This is a genomic window from Mucilaginibacter gossypii, from assembly GCF_017569325.2.
GTDB classification, from domain to species: Bacteria; Bacteroidota; Bacteroidia; order Sphingobacteriales; family Sphingobacteriaceae; genus Mucilaginibacter; species Mucilaginibacter gossypii.
Genome location: NZ_CP071878.2, coordinates 5,908,356 through 5,923,484, shown reverse-complemented (window position 1 = coordinate 5,923,484; position 15,129 = coordinate 5,908,356). Strand labels below are relative to the sequence as shown.

General features: G+C 41.6%; 17 protein-coding genes. 7 read left to right on the top strand and 10 right to left on the bottom strand.

Features of this window, described 5'->3' with window-relative positions; translation table 11 throughout:
• Positions 1 to 73 precede the first annotated feature (73 nt).
• The 4 genes from J3L18_RS25190 to J3L18_RS25175 form a co-directional block, all read right to left on the bottom strand.
• Positions 74 to 883 carry a peptidase associated/transthyretin-like domain-containing protein gene (locus J3L18_RS25190; protein ID WP_146749935.1) on the bottom strand — a complete coding sequence of 270 codons (810 nt, stop codon included), beginning with the start codon at positions 881 to 883 and terminating at the stop codon, positions 74 to 76.
• A gap of 125 nt (positions 884 to 1,008) precedes the next feature.
• Positions 1,009 to 1,845 carry a glucosaminidase domain-containing protein gene (locus tag J3L18_RS25185; RefSeq protein WP_129571767.1) on the bottom strand — a complete coding sequence of 279 codons (837 nt, stop codon included), beginning with the start codon at positions 1,843 to 1,845 and terminating at the stop codon, positions 1,009 to 1,011.
• 61 nt (positions 1,846 to 1,906) lie between these two features.
• Positions 1,907 to 2,449, bottom strand: coding sequence for a glycoside hydrolase family 73 protein (locus J3L18_RS25180; RefSeq protein ID WP_112653148.1), 543 nt, complete (start codon positions 2,447 to 2,449; stop codon positions 1,907 to 1,909).
• A gap of 3 nt (positions 2,450 to 2,452) precedes the next feature.
• On the bottom strand, positions 2,453 to 3,091 hold the full coding sequence (locus J3L18_RS25175; protein ID WP_091174796.1) for an O-methyltransferase: 639 nt from the start codon (positions 3,089 to 3,091) through the stop codon (positions 2,453 to 2,455).
• A 163-nt stretch (positions 3,092 to 3,254) separates the two neighbouring features.
• On the opposite strand from J3L18_RS25175, the gene J3L18_RS25170 reads away from it, so the two are divergent.
• The gene (locus J3L18_RS25170) at positions 3,255 to 3,632 is read left to right on the top strand and encodes a GxxExxY protein (RefSeq protein ID WP_121232747.1); all 378 of its coding nucleotides are present in this window, start codon (positions 3,255 to 3,257) and stop codon (positions 3,630 to 3,632) included.
• Between the two features lie 94 nt (positions 3,633 to 3,726).
• Here the strand turns inward: J3L18_RS25170 and ruvX are convergent, their stop codons facing one another.
• Positions 3,727 to 4,137: a Holliday junction resolvase RuvX gene (gene ruvX / locus J3L18_RS25165; protein ID WP_129571768.1), complete on the bottom strand. Its 411-nt coding sequence runs from the start codon at positions 4,135 to 4,137 to the stop codon at positions 3,727 to 3,729.
• Positions 4,138 to 4,309: 172 nt separating this feature from the next.
• Between ruvX and J3L18_RS25160 the strand changes: the two genes are divergently transcribed.
• From J3L18_RS25160 to J3L18_RS25150, 3 genes are read left to right on the top strand one after another with little or no spacing between them, the layout of a single operon-like run.
• Positions 4,310 to 5,455 (top strand): DNA polymerase III subunit, encoded by a 1,146-nt coding sequence (locus J3L18_RS25160; protein WP_129571769.1) that lies wholly within the window; start codon positions 4,310 to 4,312, stop codon positions 5,453 to 5,455.
• 2 nt (positions 5,456 to 5,457) lie between these two features.
• Positions 5,458 to 6,954, top strand: a complete 1,497-nt coding sequence (ricT, locus tag J3L18_RS25155; protein WP_129571770.1) for a regulatory iron-sulfur-containing complex subunit RicT — start codon at positions 5,458 to 5,460, stop codon at positions 6,952 to 6,954.
• Positions 6,951 to 7,433: a gliding motility lipoprotein GldH gene (locus J3L18_RS25150; RefSeq protein WP_129571771.1), complete on the top strand. Its 483-nt coding sequence runs from the start codon at positions 6,951 to 6,953 to the stop codon at positions 7,431 to 7,433. Before ricT ends, J3L18_RS25150 begins: the two co-directional genes overlap by 4 nt.
• A 6-nt stretch (positions 7,434 to 7,439) precedes the next feature.
• Here J3L18_RS25150 and J3L18_RS25145 read toward each other — a convergent pair whose 3' ends face one another.
• Positions 7,440 to 7,820 carry a hypothetical protein gene (locus J3L18_RS25145; RefSeq protein ID WP_129571772.1) on the bottom strand — a complete coding sequence of 127 codons (381 nt, stop codon included), beginning with the start codon at positions 7,818 to 7,820 and terminating at the stop codon, positions 7,440 to 7,442.
• 99 nt (positions 7,821 to 7,919) lie between these two features.
• Between J3L18_RS25145 and J3L18_RS25140 the strand changes: the two genes are divergently transcribed.
• The 3 genes from J3L18_RS25140 (at position 7,920) to J3L18_RS25130 (ending at position 11,134) form a co-directional block, all read left to right on the top strand.
• Positions 7,920 to 8,150 (top strand): hypothetical protein, encoded by a 231-nt coding sequence (locus J3L18_RS25140; RefSeq protein ID WP_129571773.1) that lies wholly within the window; start codon positions 7,920 to 7,922, stop codon positions 8,148 to 8,150.
• Positions 8,151 to 8,254: 104 nt separating this feature from the next.
• On the top strand, positions 8,255 to 9,706 hold the full coding sequence (locus J3L18_RS25135; RefSeq protein WP_129571774.1) for a DUF4932 domain-containing protein: 1,452 nt from the start codon (positions 8,255 to 8,257) through the stop codon (positions 9,704 to 9,706).
• A 57-nt stretch (positions 9,707 to 9,763) separates the two neighbouring features.
• Complete coding sequence (locus J3L18_RS25130; RefSeq protein ID WP_129571775.1) at positions 9,764 to 11,134, top strand: DNA recombination protein RmuC; 1,371 nt, start codon at positions 9,764 to 9,766, stop codon at positions 11,132 to 11,134.
• Here the strand turns inward: J3L18_RS25130 and J3L18_RS25125 are convergent, their stop codons facing one another.
• The 4 genes from J3L18_RS25125 to nadA form a co-directional block, all read right to left on the bottom strand.
• Complete coding sequence (locus J3L18_RS25125; RefSeq protein WP_129571776.1) at positions 11,135 to 11,995, bottom strand: DUF6263 family protein; 861 nt, start codon at positions 11,993 to 11,995, stop codon at positions 11,135 to 11,137.
• A gap of 36 nt (positions 11,996 to 12,031) precedes the next feature.
• Positions 12,032 to 12,478 carry a hypothetical protein gene (locus J3L18_RS25120; RefSeq protein ID WP_129571777.1) on the bottom strand — a complete coding sequence of 149 codons (447 nt, stop codon included), beginning with the start codon at positions 12,476 to 12,478 and terminating at the stop codon, positions 12,032 to 12,034.
• A complete protein-coding gene (thiL, locus tag J3L18_RS25115) occupies positions 12,478 to 13,524 on the bottom strand; it encodes a thiamine-phosphate kinase (RefSeq protein ID WP_129571778.1) in 1,047 nt (348 codons plus the stop codon). Before thiL ends, J3L18_RS25120 begins: the two co-directional genes overlap by 1 nt.
• Positions 13,525 to 13,978: 454 nt before the next feature.
• Positions 13,979 to 14,971 carry a quinolinate synthase NadA gene (gene nadA / locus J3L18_RS25110; protein WP_090532733.1) on the bottom strand — a complete coding sequence of 331 codons (993 nt, stop codon included), beginning with the start codon at positions 14,969 to 14,971 and terminating at the stop codon, positions 13,979 to 13,981.
• Between the last annotated feature and the right edge of the window lie 158 nt (positions 14,972 to 15,129).

Below are 15,129 nucleotides of genomic sequence, written 5' to 3'. Positions count from 1 at the left end.
GCAAACGACTTTTGGGCAAAAATATCGGAATTTTCGGATATTAAAATGAACCTTGTATTAAGGTTTATCTGTCTTATTCACGGCCAAGATCCTTCTTGCTGTCATCGGGCGTAACAAGCGGAGTAAGGGAATACGGCCGTTTCTTATACTTTAAAAAACGATTGAGGTTGGTTTTAATGGAGGCTATAAATTCATAGTCGCTTGCCGTTTTCACCAAATAATAGCCGGGACGGTACCGTAACATGAAATCGGTAAGCTGCTGATCTTTTAAGTTGGTGATTGCGCCAACATAAGTTCGGTTAAAACGATAGTCAATAACACTTTGCTGATAGTCTTTTTCAATAGTTTCGCGCAGGCGGGCAGCATTGCGGCCGCTGCGGCTTAATGAATTGTAAAGCGCGTCGATACTTAAGCCAGCACCGCCCGGCCCAAAGCTCAGCAGGTCCTTATTATTAAGCGGGCCGAAGATTTTGGTATAATCGTTTTTGGTTGCAGCCAGCCGTTTTTGCGGGTTAATCAGGGTATCACGCACGATAACTTCTTTAAGCTGGATAGCAGTGCGCTTCATATAAACGGCCAGTGATTCGCCGCCTTGCACTTTCAAAGTATCGGGATGATGATCTGATTTTGTAAAAACAAGCACATCGCCGGGTTGGGCTTCTATCTTGAATTCACCTTTAAAAGTGTTGTAAATTGATTTGCCGGTGGTGATGTTCTGTACATTAACTTTGGCAATGCGGTCTTTGCTGTCTTTATCAAACACAACCCCATCCACGGTTTTTTGCTGGGCAAAAACCGGGGCCGCGGGCAGGGCAAAACATATCAGGAGCATCCACAATTTCATTGCGGGGGCAAAAATACGTGTTGTACAGCGGGCGATCATACAATTTAACAACAATTAACCTTTTGGGGAGAGAGTCAAGATATCAGGAGTCAAGAATCAAGATAGATTTAGAGGTCATTTCTTTCTGTCCTGGCTCTTGACTCTTGCTGTCTTGCCTCTGTTCCTCACTTAACAACAACAAGCTTCTGGCCAATTTTAATGCCATTGTCGCTCATACTGTTTAATGCTTTCAGGTCATCAACAGTTATTCCAAAACGCTTGGATATGTTGTATAGTGTATCGCCCTGTTTTACGGTGTAGATCTTATCGTCGGGCGGGGTTTTGGAAAGGGTATCCTGAACAGGTTTGCCAATGCTATCGTTGATCTGAGATAACACACGGTCTTCCCGTTTAATTTTAGCAATCTCGCCTTCGGGGCGGTCGTACTGATCGAGGTTATATTTTACAATAATATTGATAAGCAACTGCGGATACTTAGGATTAGTAGCATAACCCGCCTTTTTCAATCCATAAGCCCAGCCTTCGTAATCGTTCTTATCCAGTTCAAAAAGTTTAGCGTAATTTTTACGTTTTAAAAACGCCGAGTGGTCACGGAAGGAATCTTCCGGGTTATCATAAACGCGAAAGCAATCATTCACGTTATCGTCATCCTTATAATAGCTTTTGCCGGTCCAGTCGCTGGTGCATTTTATGCCGAAGTGGTTGTTGGCATATTTGGCCAGGTCACTATTGCCCGCGCCCGATTCAAATAAGCCCTGCGCCAGGGTGATACTGGCCGGGATACCATACTGGTTCATTTCCTGAATGGCGATGGCCTTAAAGCGGTCAATATATTCTAACGAGTTGTATGACCGGTAATTTGCAATAGCATCCTTGTTGGCTTTTTGGATATTGCTGTTATTGCGTTTGGCATCTCGGTTTGATACTGTAGTGGTTTTTTTGCGGGCAGAGCATGAACTGAGGCAAACTAGAGCAATGAACAGGTATATTGTTTTTCGCATGAGGCTTAAATCTTATTATGTGGCATATAACCAGGGCCAAATTAAGATTTTATAAACGTAATTATTGCTGTTTAGTTGTTGCGTCGGCCAATTGCGTTTGATTTGCCGGATTTTCATCCAGGTCATTGAGGTTATACCTGTTAATGATACCTAAAACCTGCGATGCCCATCTGCGGCTACCGGCATAACCGGCACGCTGAATACCTTTTGCCCATCCTTTATAATCATAATGGGTAAGCGCGTCGGCCAGGTGGCTAAACTGCTTGCGCTCGGTCATGATACGTGCAAAGTCCTGGAACGAGTCAAAAACCGAATCGTATCTTTTATAAGAGGTACGAACTTTTTTGTTGTGTTTGGTATAAACTACGGTATTGTAACCTTTTACTCCAAACTGGTTATTAAGGTTTTGTGCTATGTTGCTGTTGCCGCAGCCCGATTCATGCATGGCTACACCTAAAACGATGCTTGCCGGGATCCCGGTTTCGTGCATGATCTTAATGGCATCATCTTTGAACTTTTCAATGTAAGATTGTGAGGTATTTTTCTGTGCTGAAGCAGCTAATGTTGAAATCAACAGTGTTGTAATCAGTAAGATTTTCTTCATAATTTATTTTTTTCTGATAACCAGCAGCCCATCGCGTACCGGCAGGATCAATTTTTCTATCCTGCTATCAACAGCTATCTGGTCATTTAGTTTGCGGATTCCTTCAGTATCGGCATCTTTTTCGGTGCCGTACACCTTTCCTTTCCACAAAACGTTATCAATTATTATTAATCCTCCGGATCTGACTTTGTCAAAAACTAATTGAAAGTAAGTATAATTATTCTTTTTATCGGCATCTATAAACACCAAATCAAAAACATCCTCCTGTAAATCAGCAATAACGGCCTCTGCCTGCCCAAAATGCAGCTTTATTTTGTTTTCAACATTTGTTAGTTTAAGATGTGAAGTGATGATCTCCTCCATTTCGCGATTAACCTCAATGGTGTGGAGGATGCCGTCGTCGGCCAAACCTTCGGCCAGGCAAATAGCCGAGTAGCCTGTATAGGTACCTATCTCCAGGATGCGTTTAGGCTGCACCATTTTGCTTAAAAAACTAAGCAGCCTGCCCTGGTAATGCCCCGATAGCATGTTAGGTTTTAACACCTTGATATGCGTTTCGCGGTTGAGCTTTTTAAGCACCTCCGGCTCCGGGTCGCAATGGTCATCTAAGTAAGCCAGTAAGGCATTAGGGAGAATATCCATGGGGGCAAAGATACACAAAAACCTTGATTTTCTCGATTAAAGGATTTCCTGATGCTATACATCGCTTCCTTTTGAACCTTGATTCACTTGATTAAAGGATTTTTTGATGGTGGTTTTGAGTTTGTTTTTAATACGATATCTTTAGCTGGATTTAAACCTTAACATGAAATATAAAGAGCTTACTGAAAAGATAATAGGATGTGCAATGCGTGTACATAATACTCTCGGAAATGGTTTTCAGGAATTAATTTACCAGCGCGCATTGGCTTTGGAATTAGCAAAAGCAGATCTGAAGTTTGCTCAGGAACTGGAGATGATCATCTATTATGATGGTGTTGACATAGGAAAGCGTCGGGTTGATTTTTTTGTTGAAGGATCAATCATGGTTGAAATAAAAGCCATCATATCCCTTGAAGATGTACATTTGGCACAAGCCATGAACTATCTTGAAGCCTATAAGATGGAAATAGGACTACTAATAAATTTCGGATCAAAAAGCTTACAATTTAAACGCGTTCATAATAACAATCTATTAGTTTGAAGCAGACATCAGGCTATCATCTAATCAGGAAAATCAAGGTTCAACCCTCTATCATGAAATCCTCTAATCAAGCAAATCATGGTTCAGAATCAGCTTAAAATCTCGTCCCCATCCAACTCTGCAACAATATCACCGCCGATATCGTATCCACCAACTCCTTATTCTGCCGGTTCTTTTTATTCATCCCACTCTGAGCGATAGTTGCTGATGCCATTTTTGAGGTAAACCGCTCATCAACCATTTCGATAGGGATTTCAGGGAATGTTTTCTTTAACAGGTTCACAAAACCTTTTACATGAATGGCCGATTGCGAAGGGGTATTATCCATCTGCTTTGGTTCGCCTACGATAAAGCGCTCCACTTGTTCTGTTTGCAGGTATTTTTTTAAAAACTCGATGATATTATTGGGGTGGATATTATCAAGCCCGGTAGCGATGATCTGCAGAGGATCAGTAACCGCAATGCCGATGCGCTTGGTTCCATAATCAAAAGCCATTATTCTCATTTAGATGTGAGATATTAGATGTGAGACCTGAGATTCCATTCGGTAAAGATAACGCAACTAAGATGAAACCAAGCCTACAAAAGATCCTTTCATAAATAAAGCAACCTCGTTTCCTGTGTAAATCCGAAATCCCAATTCCGAAATCCAAAATCAAATTACTATTTTGCACCAAATGCAGTTTAAAGAAATAGTAGGACAGGAAGCAACAAAGCAACGATTGCTTAACACGGTGAGCGAGAACCGGGTAAGCCATGCGCAATTATTTTTAGGCCCCGAAGGATCGGGCAGCCTGGCGCTTGCTGTTGCCTATGCCCAGTACCTATCCTGCGAAGACAAGCAGCCCGGCGACTCATGCGGGGCATGCTCTTCCTGCCGGAAATACCAGAAACTGATGCATCCAGACCTGCATTTTTCTTACCCTTTCTTTGCAAAACATAAAGATGATACAGCGCTTACTTTTATTGAGCAATGGCGCGGCGCTTTAACGGCTAACCCATATTTAAGCCTGGACATATGGCGCGGATACCTGGATGCCGAAAATAAACAGGCCAATATCAATATTGCCGAATGTCACCAGATCATTAAAAAACTAAGCTTTAAGCCTTTTGAATCGGAGTATAAAATCCTGATCCTCTGGTTGCCCGAATACCTCGATAAAGAGGGGAATGCACTGCTTAAAATTATTGAAGAACCGCAGCCTAATACACTGTTTTTATTAGTTGCCCAAAACCAGGATCAAATCCTGAACACCATATTATCCCGTACGCAGCTGGTTAAAATACCATCGTTGGAGTATGATGAAATTAAGGCACATTTAATAAATACCCATCACCAAACCGAGGAAGCCGCTGCCGAAATTGCCTACCTGAGCAATGGCAACATGACCGAAGCTTTGGCCATGCTGCAGCAGGACAACAAAAGCTACCACGAGCTGTTTGTGCAATGGCTACGCTATTGCTTTGGCAATAAAGGTATTGAGGTGATGGCTTTTGTGGAGCAGTTTGCCAAAATGGGGCGCGAAAACCAAAAAAACTTTTTGCGTTACGGTACCAGCTTTATCCGCGAGTGCTGTTTACTCATTGCCGGGGCGGGTAGCCTGGTACATTTACCGGCAAAGGAACTGGATACGGCTCAAAAAATGAGCGGTGTATTGAGTATAGGCAAATCGCAAATGATTATTGATGAGCTGGAAAAAGCACATTATCATGTGGAGCGCAACGCTAACCCCAAAATCTTATTTTTAGATGTATCTTTACAAATTATTAAAATACTAATAAATAAAAATGTCCCTGCGGGGAATCAATATATGCCAAGTTAATTATGGGATGTGGAAGTTGCTCAACAGGTGGCGGATGTTCGCCTGCGGGCTGCAAAAGTAACGGCAGTTGCCTTACTAATGGTTGCAGCAAATTAGATGTTTACGATTGGCTGTCGCATATGGACATGCCGACTAACTATAAGCCGTTCCAGGTTATTGAAGTTAAGTTTAAAGGCTCGCGCAAGGAGTTTTATTTAAACAACGATAATATTTACCTCGAAGCCGGCGAGTTGGTGGCTGTTGAAGCAACCACTGGTGGCTACGATATTGGCCATGTTTCGCTTACCGGCGAACTGGTGCGCATGCAAATGGTAAAACGCCATGTAAAGGAAGCTGATGTTGTAAAAAAGATCTACCGTAAAGCTACCGTTGCCGATGTTGACAAATGGAAAGCCGCCAAAGATATGGAATGGGAAACCATGCACAAATCGCGCAAGCTGGCGCTTGACCTTAACCTGAGCATGAAGCTAAGCGATGTGGATTACCAGGGCGATAAAACCAAGGCTACATTTTATTATACGGCCGAAGGCCGCGTTGATTTCAGGGAACTGATCAAGAAAATGGCCGAAACTTTCCGCATCCGTATCGAGATGAGGCAGATTGGCATGAGGCAGGAAGCAAGCCGCTTAGGCGGCATAGGTTCATGCGGCCGCGAGCTTTGCTGCTCAACCTGGCTTACCGATTTTAAAACCGTATCTACTTCGGCAGCCCGCTATCAAAACCTTTCGTTAAATACGCTGAAACTGGCCGGCCAGTGCGGCAAGCTGAAATGCTGCCTTAACTACGAGCTGGATACTTACATGGATGCCTTAAAATACATCCCTGATAATGTAAACACCCTTAAAACCCAAAAAGGGGATGCCCGCCTGCAAAAAACCGACATCTTTAAAAAAATAATGTGGTTTAGCTACCCGGGAGAAGAATCATGGGTTCCACTACCAATAAAAAAGGTTAAAGAGATTCAGCAGCAGAATAAAGATGGTGTGATCCCTGAAGACCTTGGCGAAATTGTTGAAGTTGAAACACCTGCGGCAAAAGCGCTCGATTACGAAAACGTGGTTGGCCAGGATAGTCTTACCCGCCTCGACGAACGGCGCAACAACAACAAAAAGAAGAACAAAAACCGCAATAAAAACCAGAAACCCGGAGGCCAGGCGCAAGCCGAGGGCAAACCGGCCAATCAGCAGCCTCAGCAGGGATCGGGTAATCCGCAGGAAAAACCGGCCCAGCAGCCGCGTCCTGAAGGAAACCGCCAGCAGCAAAACAATAACAAGCCCCAGGGTAACAGGCCTCCGCAGCAAAACAAACCCCAGGGAGAGGGCCGGCCTCAGGGCGAAACCAAACCTCAGAGAGAACCGAGACCACAGGGTGAACCGAGGCCACAAGGCGAAGGAAAACCACAGGGTGAAGGAAGCGGTAATAACAACAGGCGCCGCAGGCCAAACCGCCCAAACCGGAATAATAATAACGACAATAATCAACAGGCAAAACCTGAATGAAACGGGCTTTAAATATCATTTACCCGGCAGCATTATTATTAGTAACCATGTTTGCCGGTTCCTGTACGGATCCGAACAGGATCATTGATACCAACACCGAGATTGCCGATCATAACTGGTCGTACGTTAACCGCGTAAACTTTGATGTTAAAATTGATGATGAAAAAGTTGCCTATAATCAATACCTCAATTTACGGGTTACGGGCAACTATAAGTACTCCAACATTTTTGTATTGGTTAATCAAATCTCGCCCGATAAAAAAACGCATACTACGCGTTTCGAAGTAAAGCTGGCCAATCCCGATGGCGAATGGCTGGGCAAGGGGTCAGGTAACCTTTACAGTTACCAGGTGCTTTTGCGTAAAGATTATCATTTCCCCACAAAAGGCGTTTACCGTTTTCAGATAGAACAAAACATGCGTGATAACCCCCTTCATGAAATCAGCGATGTAGGGTTAAGGATAGAGAAAGCTCAATAATTTATACTAAGGGATATTATAGGTAACGGTAACCGAGCCATGCGTCAACACTTCCCTGTCGGTATCCTGTACAACTATTTTATCATTGTCGTAAATTCTGTAAGTTACGGTATTGCTAACGTCTGATGCAACAACCAGGGTTACCTGGTCATTTTGATTCAATGTAGCAGTATAGTTGTATGATGATCCTTTTGCAACAGCTTTCGCATCAACTATTTTAGGGCTGCTATCCGTTGTTTTATATTCAGATAATGAAACATTAAAGGCATCTGCAGCGCTTACCGTAACTTTTATAGTGTGGGGCTGCGGTGGTTGATCCGTGCTCTTTTTTGAACACGACACAAACAGCAAGCTTATCAATATCCCATAAATCAGTTGCTTCATCATTGTTTTTTATTTGTGAATATGCTTAATTTATACCAGCGAACAAAATCTTAATAATAAAACTGAAACGTATAACTACCCGTTAAGCCTTAAACATCAACCATGAAAAAATTAACCATCCTTACATTTGTAGCTGCTTCAATAGCTTTTGCATCCTGTCATAGCGCCGATAAAAATAACCGTCAAAACGATACCAGCGTGACCCAAGGTAGCGGCGGCCCTGCCGATTCGGCAAAAACTTCAACAGCCCGAAACACCGACACTACAACTAATTCAGCAGACACCACTACGCTTCATGGTGATACTGATTCGGCTGTGCATCCGGTGCATTAATACCGGCTTATCACTATTTCTTTTGTTCATGATTAAACTAAGAATTAGCTGATCAGTCTACCTTCAGGAGTTTGCTTTTTTGTTGCCTTTAACCTTTTTATTAAATGAAATACCTAAACCTATCTTTTCTTATCATCTTTTTTCCCTTAGCGTTATCAGCCCAAACTAATAATACTATAGCAACGCCCCGAATTGATAAACGTGTAGAATTGCTGAGCATTGTTTTCCGTTTAGCGGGTAACGTAGAATACAATGCACCTGACAATGTTAAATACGTTGCAGATATTCACAAGCATTTTGATAAATTTATTGACCATCCGCTCATTCAATACGCCCGGGAACTGAGGGACAGCAGCGGCGTTAGCTACGATGCTGTTATGTCAATGGCCGTTCACTTAAACGAACTACCCGCATTGGAACCATTAGTACCTTTTTCAGTCTCTTTACCAGACAAAAGGTGGACCCTGGAAAGCGCTGTAAAATTTACTGTCCTATTAAAGCAATTTTATAAAGACGCCGACTTCGATGGGTTTTTCCATGCCCATTTAGCTGATTATGCTATAGCCGAAAGTCGCTTTAATGCCCTGTTTAAAAAGCTGGATGTATCCTGGTATTATAAATTTTATGGTAAAGCGCCGGCCGAAAATTTCAATATCATCATAGGATTTGGAAATGGCGGAGGAAACTACGGGCCACATGTTTATTTAAACGATCATACCAAAAAAGTATATGCAATTATTGGTTCTGGTACTTTTGATGAGCAAGGCTTACCTACTTATGACGCGGCATCTTATCTGCCTACATTGATCCACGAGTTTAACCATTCATTTATCAATTATCTTACCGATAATTATGAAAGCCAATTGAGAGATGCGGGTGCGCTTATTTACGAAAAGGAGCGCACAAAAATGCGAAAACAAGCTTATGGTGAGTGGAAAACAATGATGAACGAAGCTTTAGTAAGGGCATCAGTAATCAGTTACCTGAAAACCCATAATACCGATACATTGGTGGCCGAACAAGAGCTTAAGCAGCAGTTGGCCAGAGGTTTTGTTTGGATGCGGCCGTTGGTTAATTTACTTGGTCAATATCAAACAAACAGAAAAACTTATCCTACACTTGAAAGCTTTATGCCTGCTATTGTCGTCTTTTACAATAAATTGGCGCCGAATATTAATTTTTACGATGACGACTATCAGCAACATTGTGCCCGGGTAATAGCAGTAAGGCCTTTCAAAAACGGCGATACTACGATAAGAGCCAACACAACTGAAATTATATTTGATTTTGATAAAAAATTGGATGGCATAAAGTACTTTTTTGGCCCGGGAGCCCGGGGTATAGATCATTATCCTAAGTCGGCAAAATTTACCTTTGCTAATGATAACAAAAGCATTATTATGAAAGTGAGTCTGAAGCCTAATACCGAATACCAGATAAATATTGCCGGCGGTATGATGCGGGCAAGCGATGGCTATGCTGTACAAAACTATATGCTGAATTTTAAAACAGAAAAAATAATCCCATTCCTTAATTCACTTGCCATTCCTGATTAACTTTATTAGTATTTATAAAATTAAATTCTTTACTTTACTAATATTTTTATCAAATAAATGACCGGTATTATATTAGTATTTGTATCCCTGATCATCCTGCTGATTGCTGTTTTTTTATTCCTGAAAAAGCCAAAAGCAGTTGAGCTGATATCTGCTGATGAGTTGAGCAAACTCCGGTATGAGCATGATCAGCTTAAAATTTTATTAGCCAAAGCCGAGGAGAAATCAAACGGTTTAGTTGCTGAAAAAGAAAGCATTACCAACTTTTTAAAGGAGGAAAAGAACCGTCTTATTGATGAACTTTTATACGAGCGCACCCAGTTGGCACAGGCCAATCAATCCTTAGAAAGCGCCCGGGCCTACTATAAATCGCAGCAGGAAAAACTACAGGAACAAAAGGCCGAAATAGAACAGATACGCACACAGTTCCAGCGCGAATTTGAAAATGTGGCCGAAAAACTGCTCAAGGAAAAATCAAAAGAATTTACCGATATCAACCGAAGTAATTTAGATGTTATCCTTAACCCACTAAAAGAAAACCTGAAAGCATTTGAGGATAAAGTTGAGAAAGTTTACAACATGGAAGCCGCTGAACGGAACACCCTGAAAGGGGTGATCACGCAGCTGATGGATCTCAACAAACAGATTAGTGATGAGGCCCAAAATCTTACCAAAGCACTCAAAGGAGATAACAAAAAACAAGGTAACTGGGGCGAGGTAATTTTGGAGCGGGTATTGGAACGTTCAGGCCTCGTCAGAGACCAGGAATACCGCATCCAGGCTGCCATGCAGGCTCCCGACGGTACAAGATATCAGCCTGATGTAATCATTGATCTGCCCGATGAAAAGCACCTCATTATCGACTCCAAAGTGTCACTAATAGCCTACGAAAAACTGGTTAATGCCGAGACTGAAGATGACCGAAAACTATTCGCCAAAGCTCACGTAGAATCCATTCGGGGACATGTTTCCGGTCTGTCTGCCAAAAAATATCACGACCTATATAAGATCAATTCACCAGATTTTGTGCTGCTTTTTGTGCCGATAGAATCGTCGTTCAGCATAGCCGTACAGCTGGATGGTGAACTGTTTAATTATGCGTGGGATAGGAAAGTGGTGATCGTTAGTCCGTCGACATTGCTGGCTACTCTGCGTACCATTGCCAGCATGTGGAAACAGGAACGCCAAAACCGTAATGTATTGGAAATAGCCCGTTTAAGCGGCGACATGTACGATAAATTTGTTGGATTTTTAGGTGATATGGACAGCATTGGCAAAAATATCAACCAAACCCAATCGGCCTATAATAATGCCATTAATAAATTATCTGAGGGTAGGGGCAACCTTACAACTACCGCCGAAAAGATTAAAAAATTAGGAGCTAAAGCGGATAAGCAGATTGATCAAAAATATATAGGCGACGAGTAATTAAAGCTCATTAACTACTGCCATATACGATGCGTTGGCGGACGCATTTGCTTTAAAAGTTATACCTTGCATTATCATGGACAAATTAAAATTGATATTGCTAACCATGCTGCTCATGTAATTTTGTTTAATACTGTAAACAAGTTTGCCGTTTCCTTTACCGTTACCATTGGCAGTTAACTCAACTCCGTTTGTAGTAGTCTTCAAATCCATAGCCATCGATTGATCTATATCGAAATTTGCTACATCATTATTAACGGATATAAGTTTGTAAACAAGCTTTATATTCATTTGCATATTGGTAAAGCCGGGTACGGGCATAGCCATCGGTATTTCCTGTGTAAAAGTCTCGCCAATTTTCATTGGCTTATCCGGAAACTGTAGTTTATTACTGATATTATTGATAATAGCAGTGACAGCTGATTTTATCTTTTCGTCTGCATTTTTTCCGGATACTGAATCGATATGTATTTTACCCTCCGGCGATCCTGTTCCATAAAAAATTTGATCTTTTAAAGGATCCGGGGTTTCAATCTGTTTCCCATTCAAATTCATTACCGACGGCATCCCTTGAAATGTCATGGTAAAAGGGAAAGAACTATCGCTATTTAGTTTTCCCGTAACTAAATCTAAATCATGACCATTGTGCCCGGTTATGGTCATTGGCAATTTAGTATTTTTCTTTATTTCGGCTAAACTTACTTCATCACCTACGGCGTCCATCTCCATTTTAAGATCCGTAACCATTTTTACATAATATTTATGCAGCGATTTATATTTTATCTTAAAAACAGCCGAGTTTTGAGCAAAACTCTTAGTTAGAATAAATAATGAAACACATAAGATTATGTATTTTTTCATTTTAAAAGATTTAGGTTTGATTTAAAAATAAAGTTTTTATCTATTACTATTTCTCCTGTTAAACCACCAATCGGCTTGCTTAGTAAACATCAACGCCCATCCCCAAAGCTCAATAATAACCTCGACAATAGTTAAAATAATGAGATAAACAGGCATTTCGATAGCCTTTTTTGCCGGCGAATTATCGTGCAGAATTCCAAAACTATATAACAACGATGATCCCAGGAAAAATACATTCAGCAATATCAAAACCGAAAGAAATATCCTTGCCCATTTCTTTCCTTCGCCGGTAACAAAGATCAAAAATCCAACAGCGACGAAAACAAACAGGATGGCCGAAAAATTAAAACCATCCAGGTAGTTATTCAATGTTTGGATCAGCAAACCCAGGTAAAGCAATAAAATTCCCTTTACAAAAATCTGCGGCGGTTTGCCGTCGGGATGATTGTTAAGGTAAAATTTATCGAAGATATCCTGCAGCATTACTCAGCTTTTTTAAACGCGTTCCAGCCCTGGGCCTTTAGTTCATGTACGGTACCACTTTTGGTGATCAGGTTACAACCGGCTGATGGTTCGGTAATGTAGCCAATGATCGTGATATCCATTTTGAACTTGATCTTATCGTAATCTGCCTGCTTTACGGTGAATAGCAATTCGTAATCCTCTCCGCCGCTTAAAGCACAAATAGTAGGGTCGAGGTTAAACTCGCGGGCCGTTTCAAAGGTCATCGGGTCGAGCGGAATTTTTTCCTCGTACAGGTTACAGCCTTTGTTGCTCTGCTTACAGATGTGCAATACTTCTGAAGCCAAACCGTCGGATACGTCGATCATCGCGGTTGGTTTTACCTCTATGCTTTTCAGTAATTCCACCACATCACGGCGAGCTTCTGGTTTCAACTGACGCTCAACAATGTAGTCTTTACCTTCCAAATCCGGCTGAATATTAGGATTTTCCATGTAGATCAGCTTTTCGCGCTCCAAAAGCTGCAACCCGGTATAAGCACCGCCCAAATCTCCGGATACACAAATCAGATCACCTTCTTCGGCACCATTGCGGTATACAATGTCATCTTCATCGGCGTAGCCAATAGAAGTTACGCTGATCACCAGTCCCTGTTTTGACGATGTTGTATCTCCGCCGATCAAATCCACATTATATTTTTCACAGGCGATATAAATCCCCTGGTAAAGCTCCTCAATGGCTTCGAGCGGAAATTTGCTCGACATGCCGATAGACACCGTAACCTGCGACGCTATTCCATTCATCGCATAAATGTCGCTCAGGTTTACCTGTATCGCTTTGTAACCCAAATGCTTAAGCGGCGTGTACGCCAAATCAAAATGGATCCCTTCCAACAGCATATCCGTACTCACCAGCACTTTTTTACCGGCGAAATCAAGTACAGCTGCATCGTCGCCGACTCCTTTTTTTGAGCTTTCGTTAGTAAGCTTAATATTTTTCGTAAGGTGACCGATAAGGCCAAATTCGCCAAGCTCCTCTAAATTGGTTCTATCCTGATTTTCAAACATATTAGCCCCTCTAAATCTTCCCTAAAAGGGGAGACTTTTAAATTTACATTTTTATACATCTTAGGCCGCAACCCGCTTTACACCTTCCGCCGGAGGCGGGAAATTTTTTTTACACTTTTTTCTCACATACCAACCAAATCAGTTGACCATCGAAAAACGGACGACAAATATATTGACTCCAGCGTCCCTTCGGCTTTTATACTTCTTAACAATAATGTGGATAACCCAATTTCTCGGACCGCAACCTTTATACCTTATATCCGCCTTTGGCGGAAAAATTTTTTACTATTTTTAGCCTTTTTACAAGCAAGAAGGCACTTTTACACTAAAAATACCTTCAATTTTATAGCTCCCTGTTTTCCACAATTCCCCAGTTTATAACTTCCTGATCAAGGCCATCCAACCGATCAAAAAATCGGTGAAATCAACCTGTAATCTTTGTAATCCCAAAGAACTACAATCCCAGCTGTGCCGAAATCTCAAGCATGCGCTCAATCGGTTTTACTGCTTTTTCAATGATATGCTGTGGTACAGTTACCTCAGGCGTTTCATTTTTCAAACACAGGTATAACTTTTCCAGTGTGTTACGCTTCATGTGCGGGCAATCGTTGCATGCGCAGTTGTTATTTGGCGGTGCCGGAATAAATATTTTATCCGGGTTTTCCTTTTGCATCTGGTGTAAAATGCCCGATTCTGTCGCTACTATAAATTCCTTGTCCTGGTGGCTACCGGCATATTTTAAAATTCCGGTTGTTGAACCAACATAATCGGCCATTTCCAATATAACATCCTCACATTCAGGATGTGCCAACAGCTTTGCACCCGGGTGACGTTCTTTCAGTTTGGTGATCTTTTCTCTCGAAAATATCTCATGAACCATACAGGCCCCATTCCACAACACCAGGTCGCGACCGGTTTTTTTGGCTACGTACGCGCCAAGGTTTTTATCAGGTCCGAAAATGATCTTCTGATCCTTCGGTAAGCTCTCTACAATCTGCACAGCGTTGCTTGATGTACAAACAATGTCGGTTAAAGCTTTCAATTCGGCCGTACAGTTTACATAAGTGATCACCAGGTGATCGGGATAGTTTTCCTTAAACTTTTTAAACAAGTGTGGCGGACAACTATCTGCTAATGAACAACCTGCCTTCATATCCGGCAGTAAAACCTTCTTGGTTGGCGACAGGATCTTGGCAGTTTCGGCCATGAAATGCACGCCTGCAAAAACAATGATATCGGCATCCGTTTTGGCGGCTTGTTGAGATAATCCCAAACTATCGCCAATGTAATCGGCAATATCCTGGATATCGCCATCCTGGTAATAATGCGCCAGGATCACCGCATTCTTTTGCTTTTTTAATTTTTCAATTTCCGCGAAAAGATCAAGCGTCGGATCAATTTCTTCATCCACGTATCCTTTCAGATTTATTTCTTCGAAGGTATTCATTTCCACAATTCAATTAATAACAACTAATTTTTAAATTAAAAAGAACTATTGTTTATTAGGGTGTTGGTAATGTGCAAAAGTCGGAGTAATTTTTGTTTTAAAAGTTAGTTTTCACAATTTATTAACACTTATAAACATTTATCCACCAAAGAGCATGC

Excerpts from the sequence above, each read along its gene's own strand:
- J3L18_RS25190 (WP_146749935.1), bottom strand. The coding sequence starts at position 883 with ATGATCGCCCGCTGTACAACACGTATTTTTGCCCCCGCAATGAAATTG.
- J3L18_RS25185 (WP_129571767.1), bottom strand. The coding sequence starts at position 1,845 with ATGCGAAAAACAATATACCTGTTCATTGCTCTAGTTTGCCTCAGTTCA.
- J3L18_RS25180 (WP_112653148.1), bottom strand. The coding sequence starts at position 2,449 with ATGAAGAAAATCTTACTGATTACAACACTGTTGATTTCAACATTAGCT.
- J3L18_RS25175 (WP_091174796.1), bottom strand. The coding sequence starts at position 3,091 with ATGGATATTCTCCCTAATGCCTTACTGGCTTACTTAGATGACCATTGC.
- J3L18_RS25170 (WP_121232747.1), top strand. The coding sequence starts at position 3,255 with ATGAAATATAAAGAGCTTACTGAAAAGATAATAGGATGTGCAATGCGT.
- ruvX (WP_129571768.1), bottom strand. The coding sequence starts at position 4,137 with ATGAGAATAATGGCTTTTGATTATGGAACCAAGCGCATCGGCATTGCG.
- J3L18_RS25160 (WP_129571769.1), top strand. The coding sequence starts at position 4,310 with ATGCAGTTTAAAGAAATAGTAGGACAGGAAGCAACAAAGCAACGATTG.
- ricT (WP_129571770.1), top strand. The coding sequence starts at position 5,458 with ATGGGATGTGGAAGTTGCTCAACAGGTGGCGGATGTTCGCCTGCGGGC.
- J3L18_RS25150 (WP_129571771.1), top strand. The coding sequence starts at position 6,951 with ATGAAACGGGCTTTAAATATCATTTACCCGGCAGCATTATTATTAGTA.
- J3L18_RS25145 (WP_129571772.1), bottom strand. The coding sequence starts at position 7,820 with ATGATGAAGCAACTGATTTATGGGATATTGATAAGCTTGCTGTTTGTG.
- J3L18_RS25140 (WP_129571773.1), top strand. The coding sequence starts at position 7,920 with ATGAAAAAATTAACCATCCTTACATTTGTAGCTGCTTCAATAGCTTTT.
- J3L18_RS25135 (WP_129571774.1), top strand. The coding sequence starts at position 8,255 with ATGAAATACCTAAACCTATCTTTTCTTATCATCTTTTTTCCCTTAGCG.
- J3L18_RS25130 (WP_129571775.1), top strand. The coding sequence starts at position 9,764 with ATGACCGGTATTATATTAGTATTTGTATCCCTGATCATCCTGCTGATT.
- J3L18_RS25125 (WP_129571776.1), bottom strand. The coding sequence starts at position 11,995 with ATGAAAAAATACATAATCTTATGTGTTTCATTATTTATTCTAACTAAG.
- J3L18_RS25120 (WP_129571777.1), bottom strand. The coding sequence starts at position 12,478 with ATGCTGCAGGATATCTTCGATAAATTTTACCTTAACAATCATCCCGAC.
- thiL (WP_129571778.1), bottom strand. The coding sequence starts at position 13,524 with ATGTTTGAAAATCAGGATAGAACCAATTTAGAGGAGCTTGGCGAATTT.
- nadA (WP_090532733.1), bottom strand. The coding sequence starts at position 14,971 with ATGAATACCTTCGAAGAAATAAATCTGAAAGGATACGTGGATGAAGAA.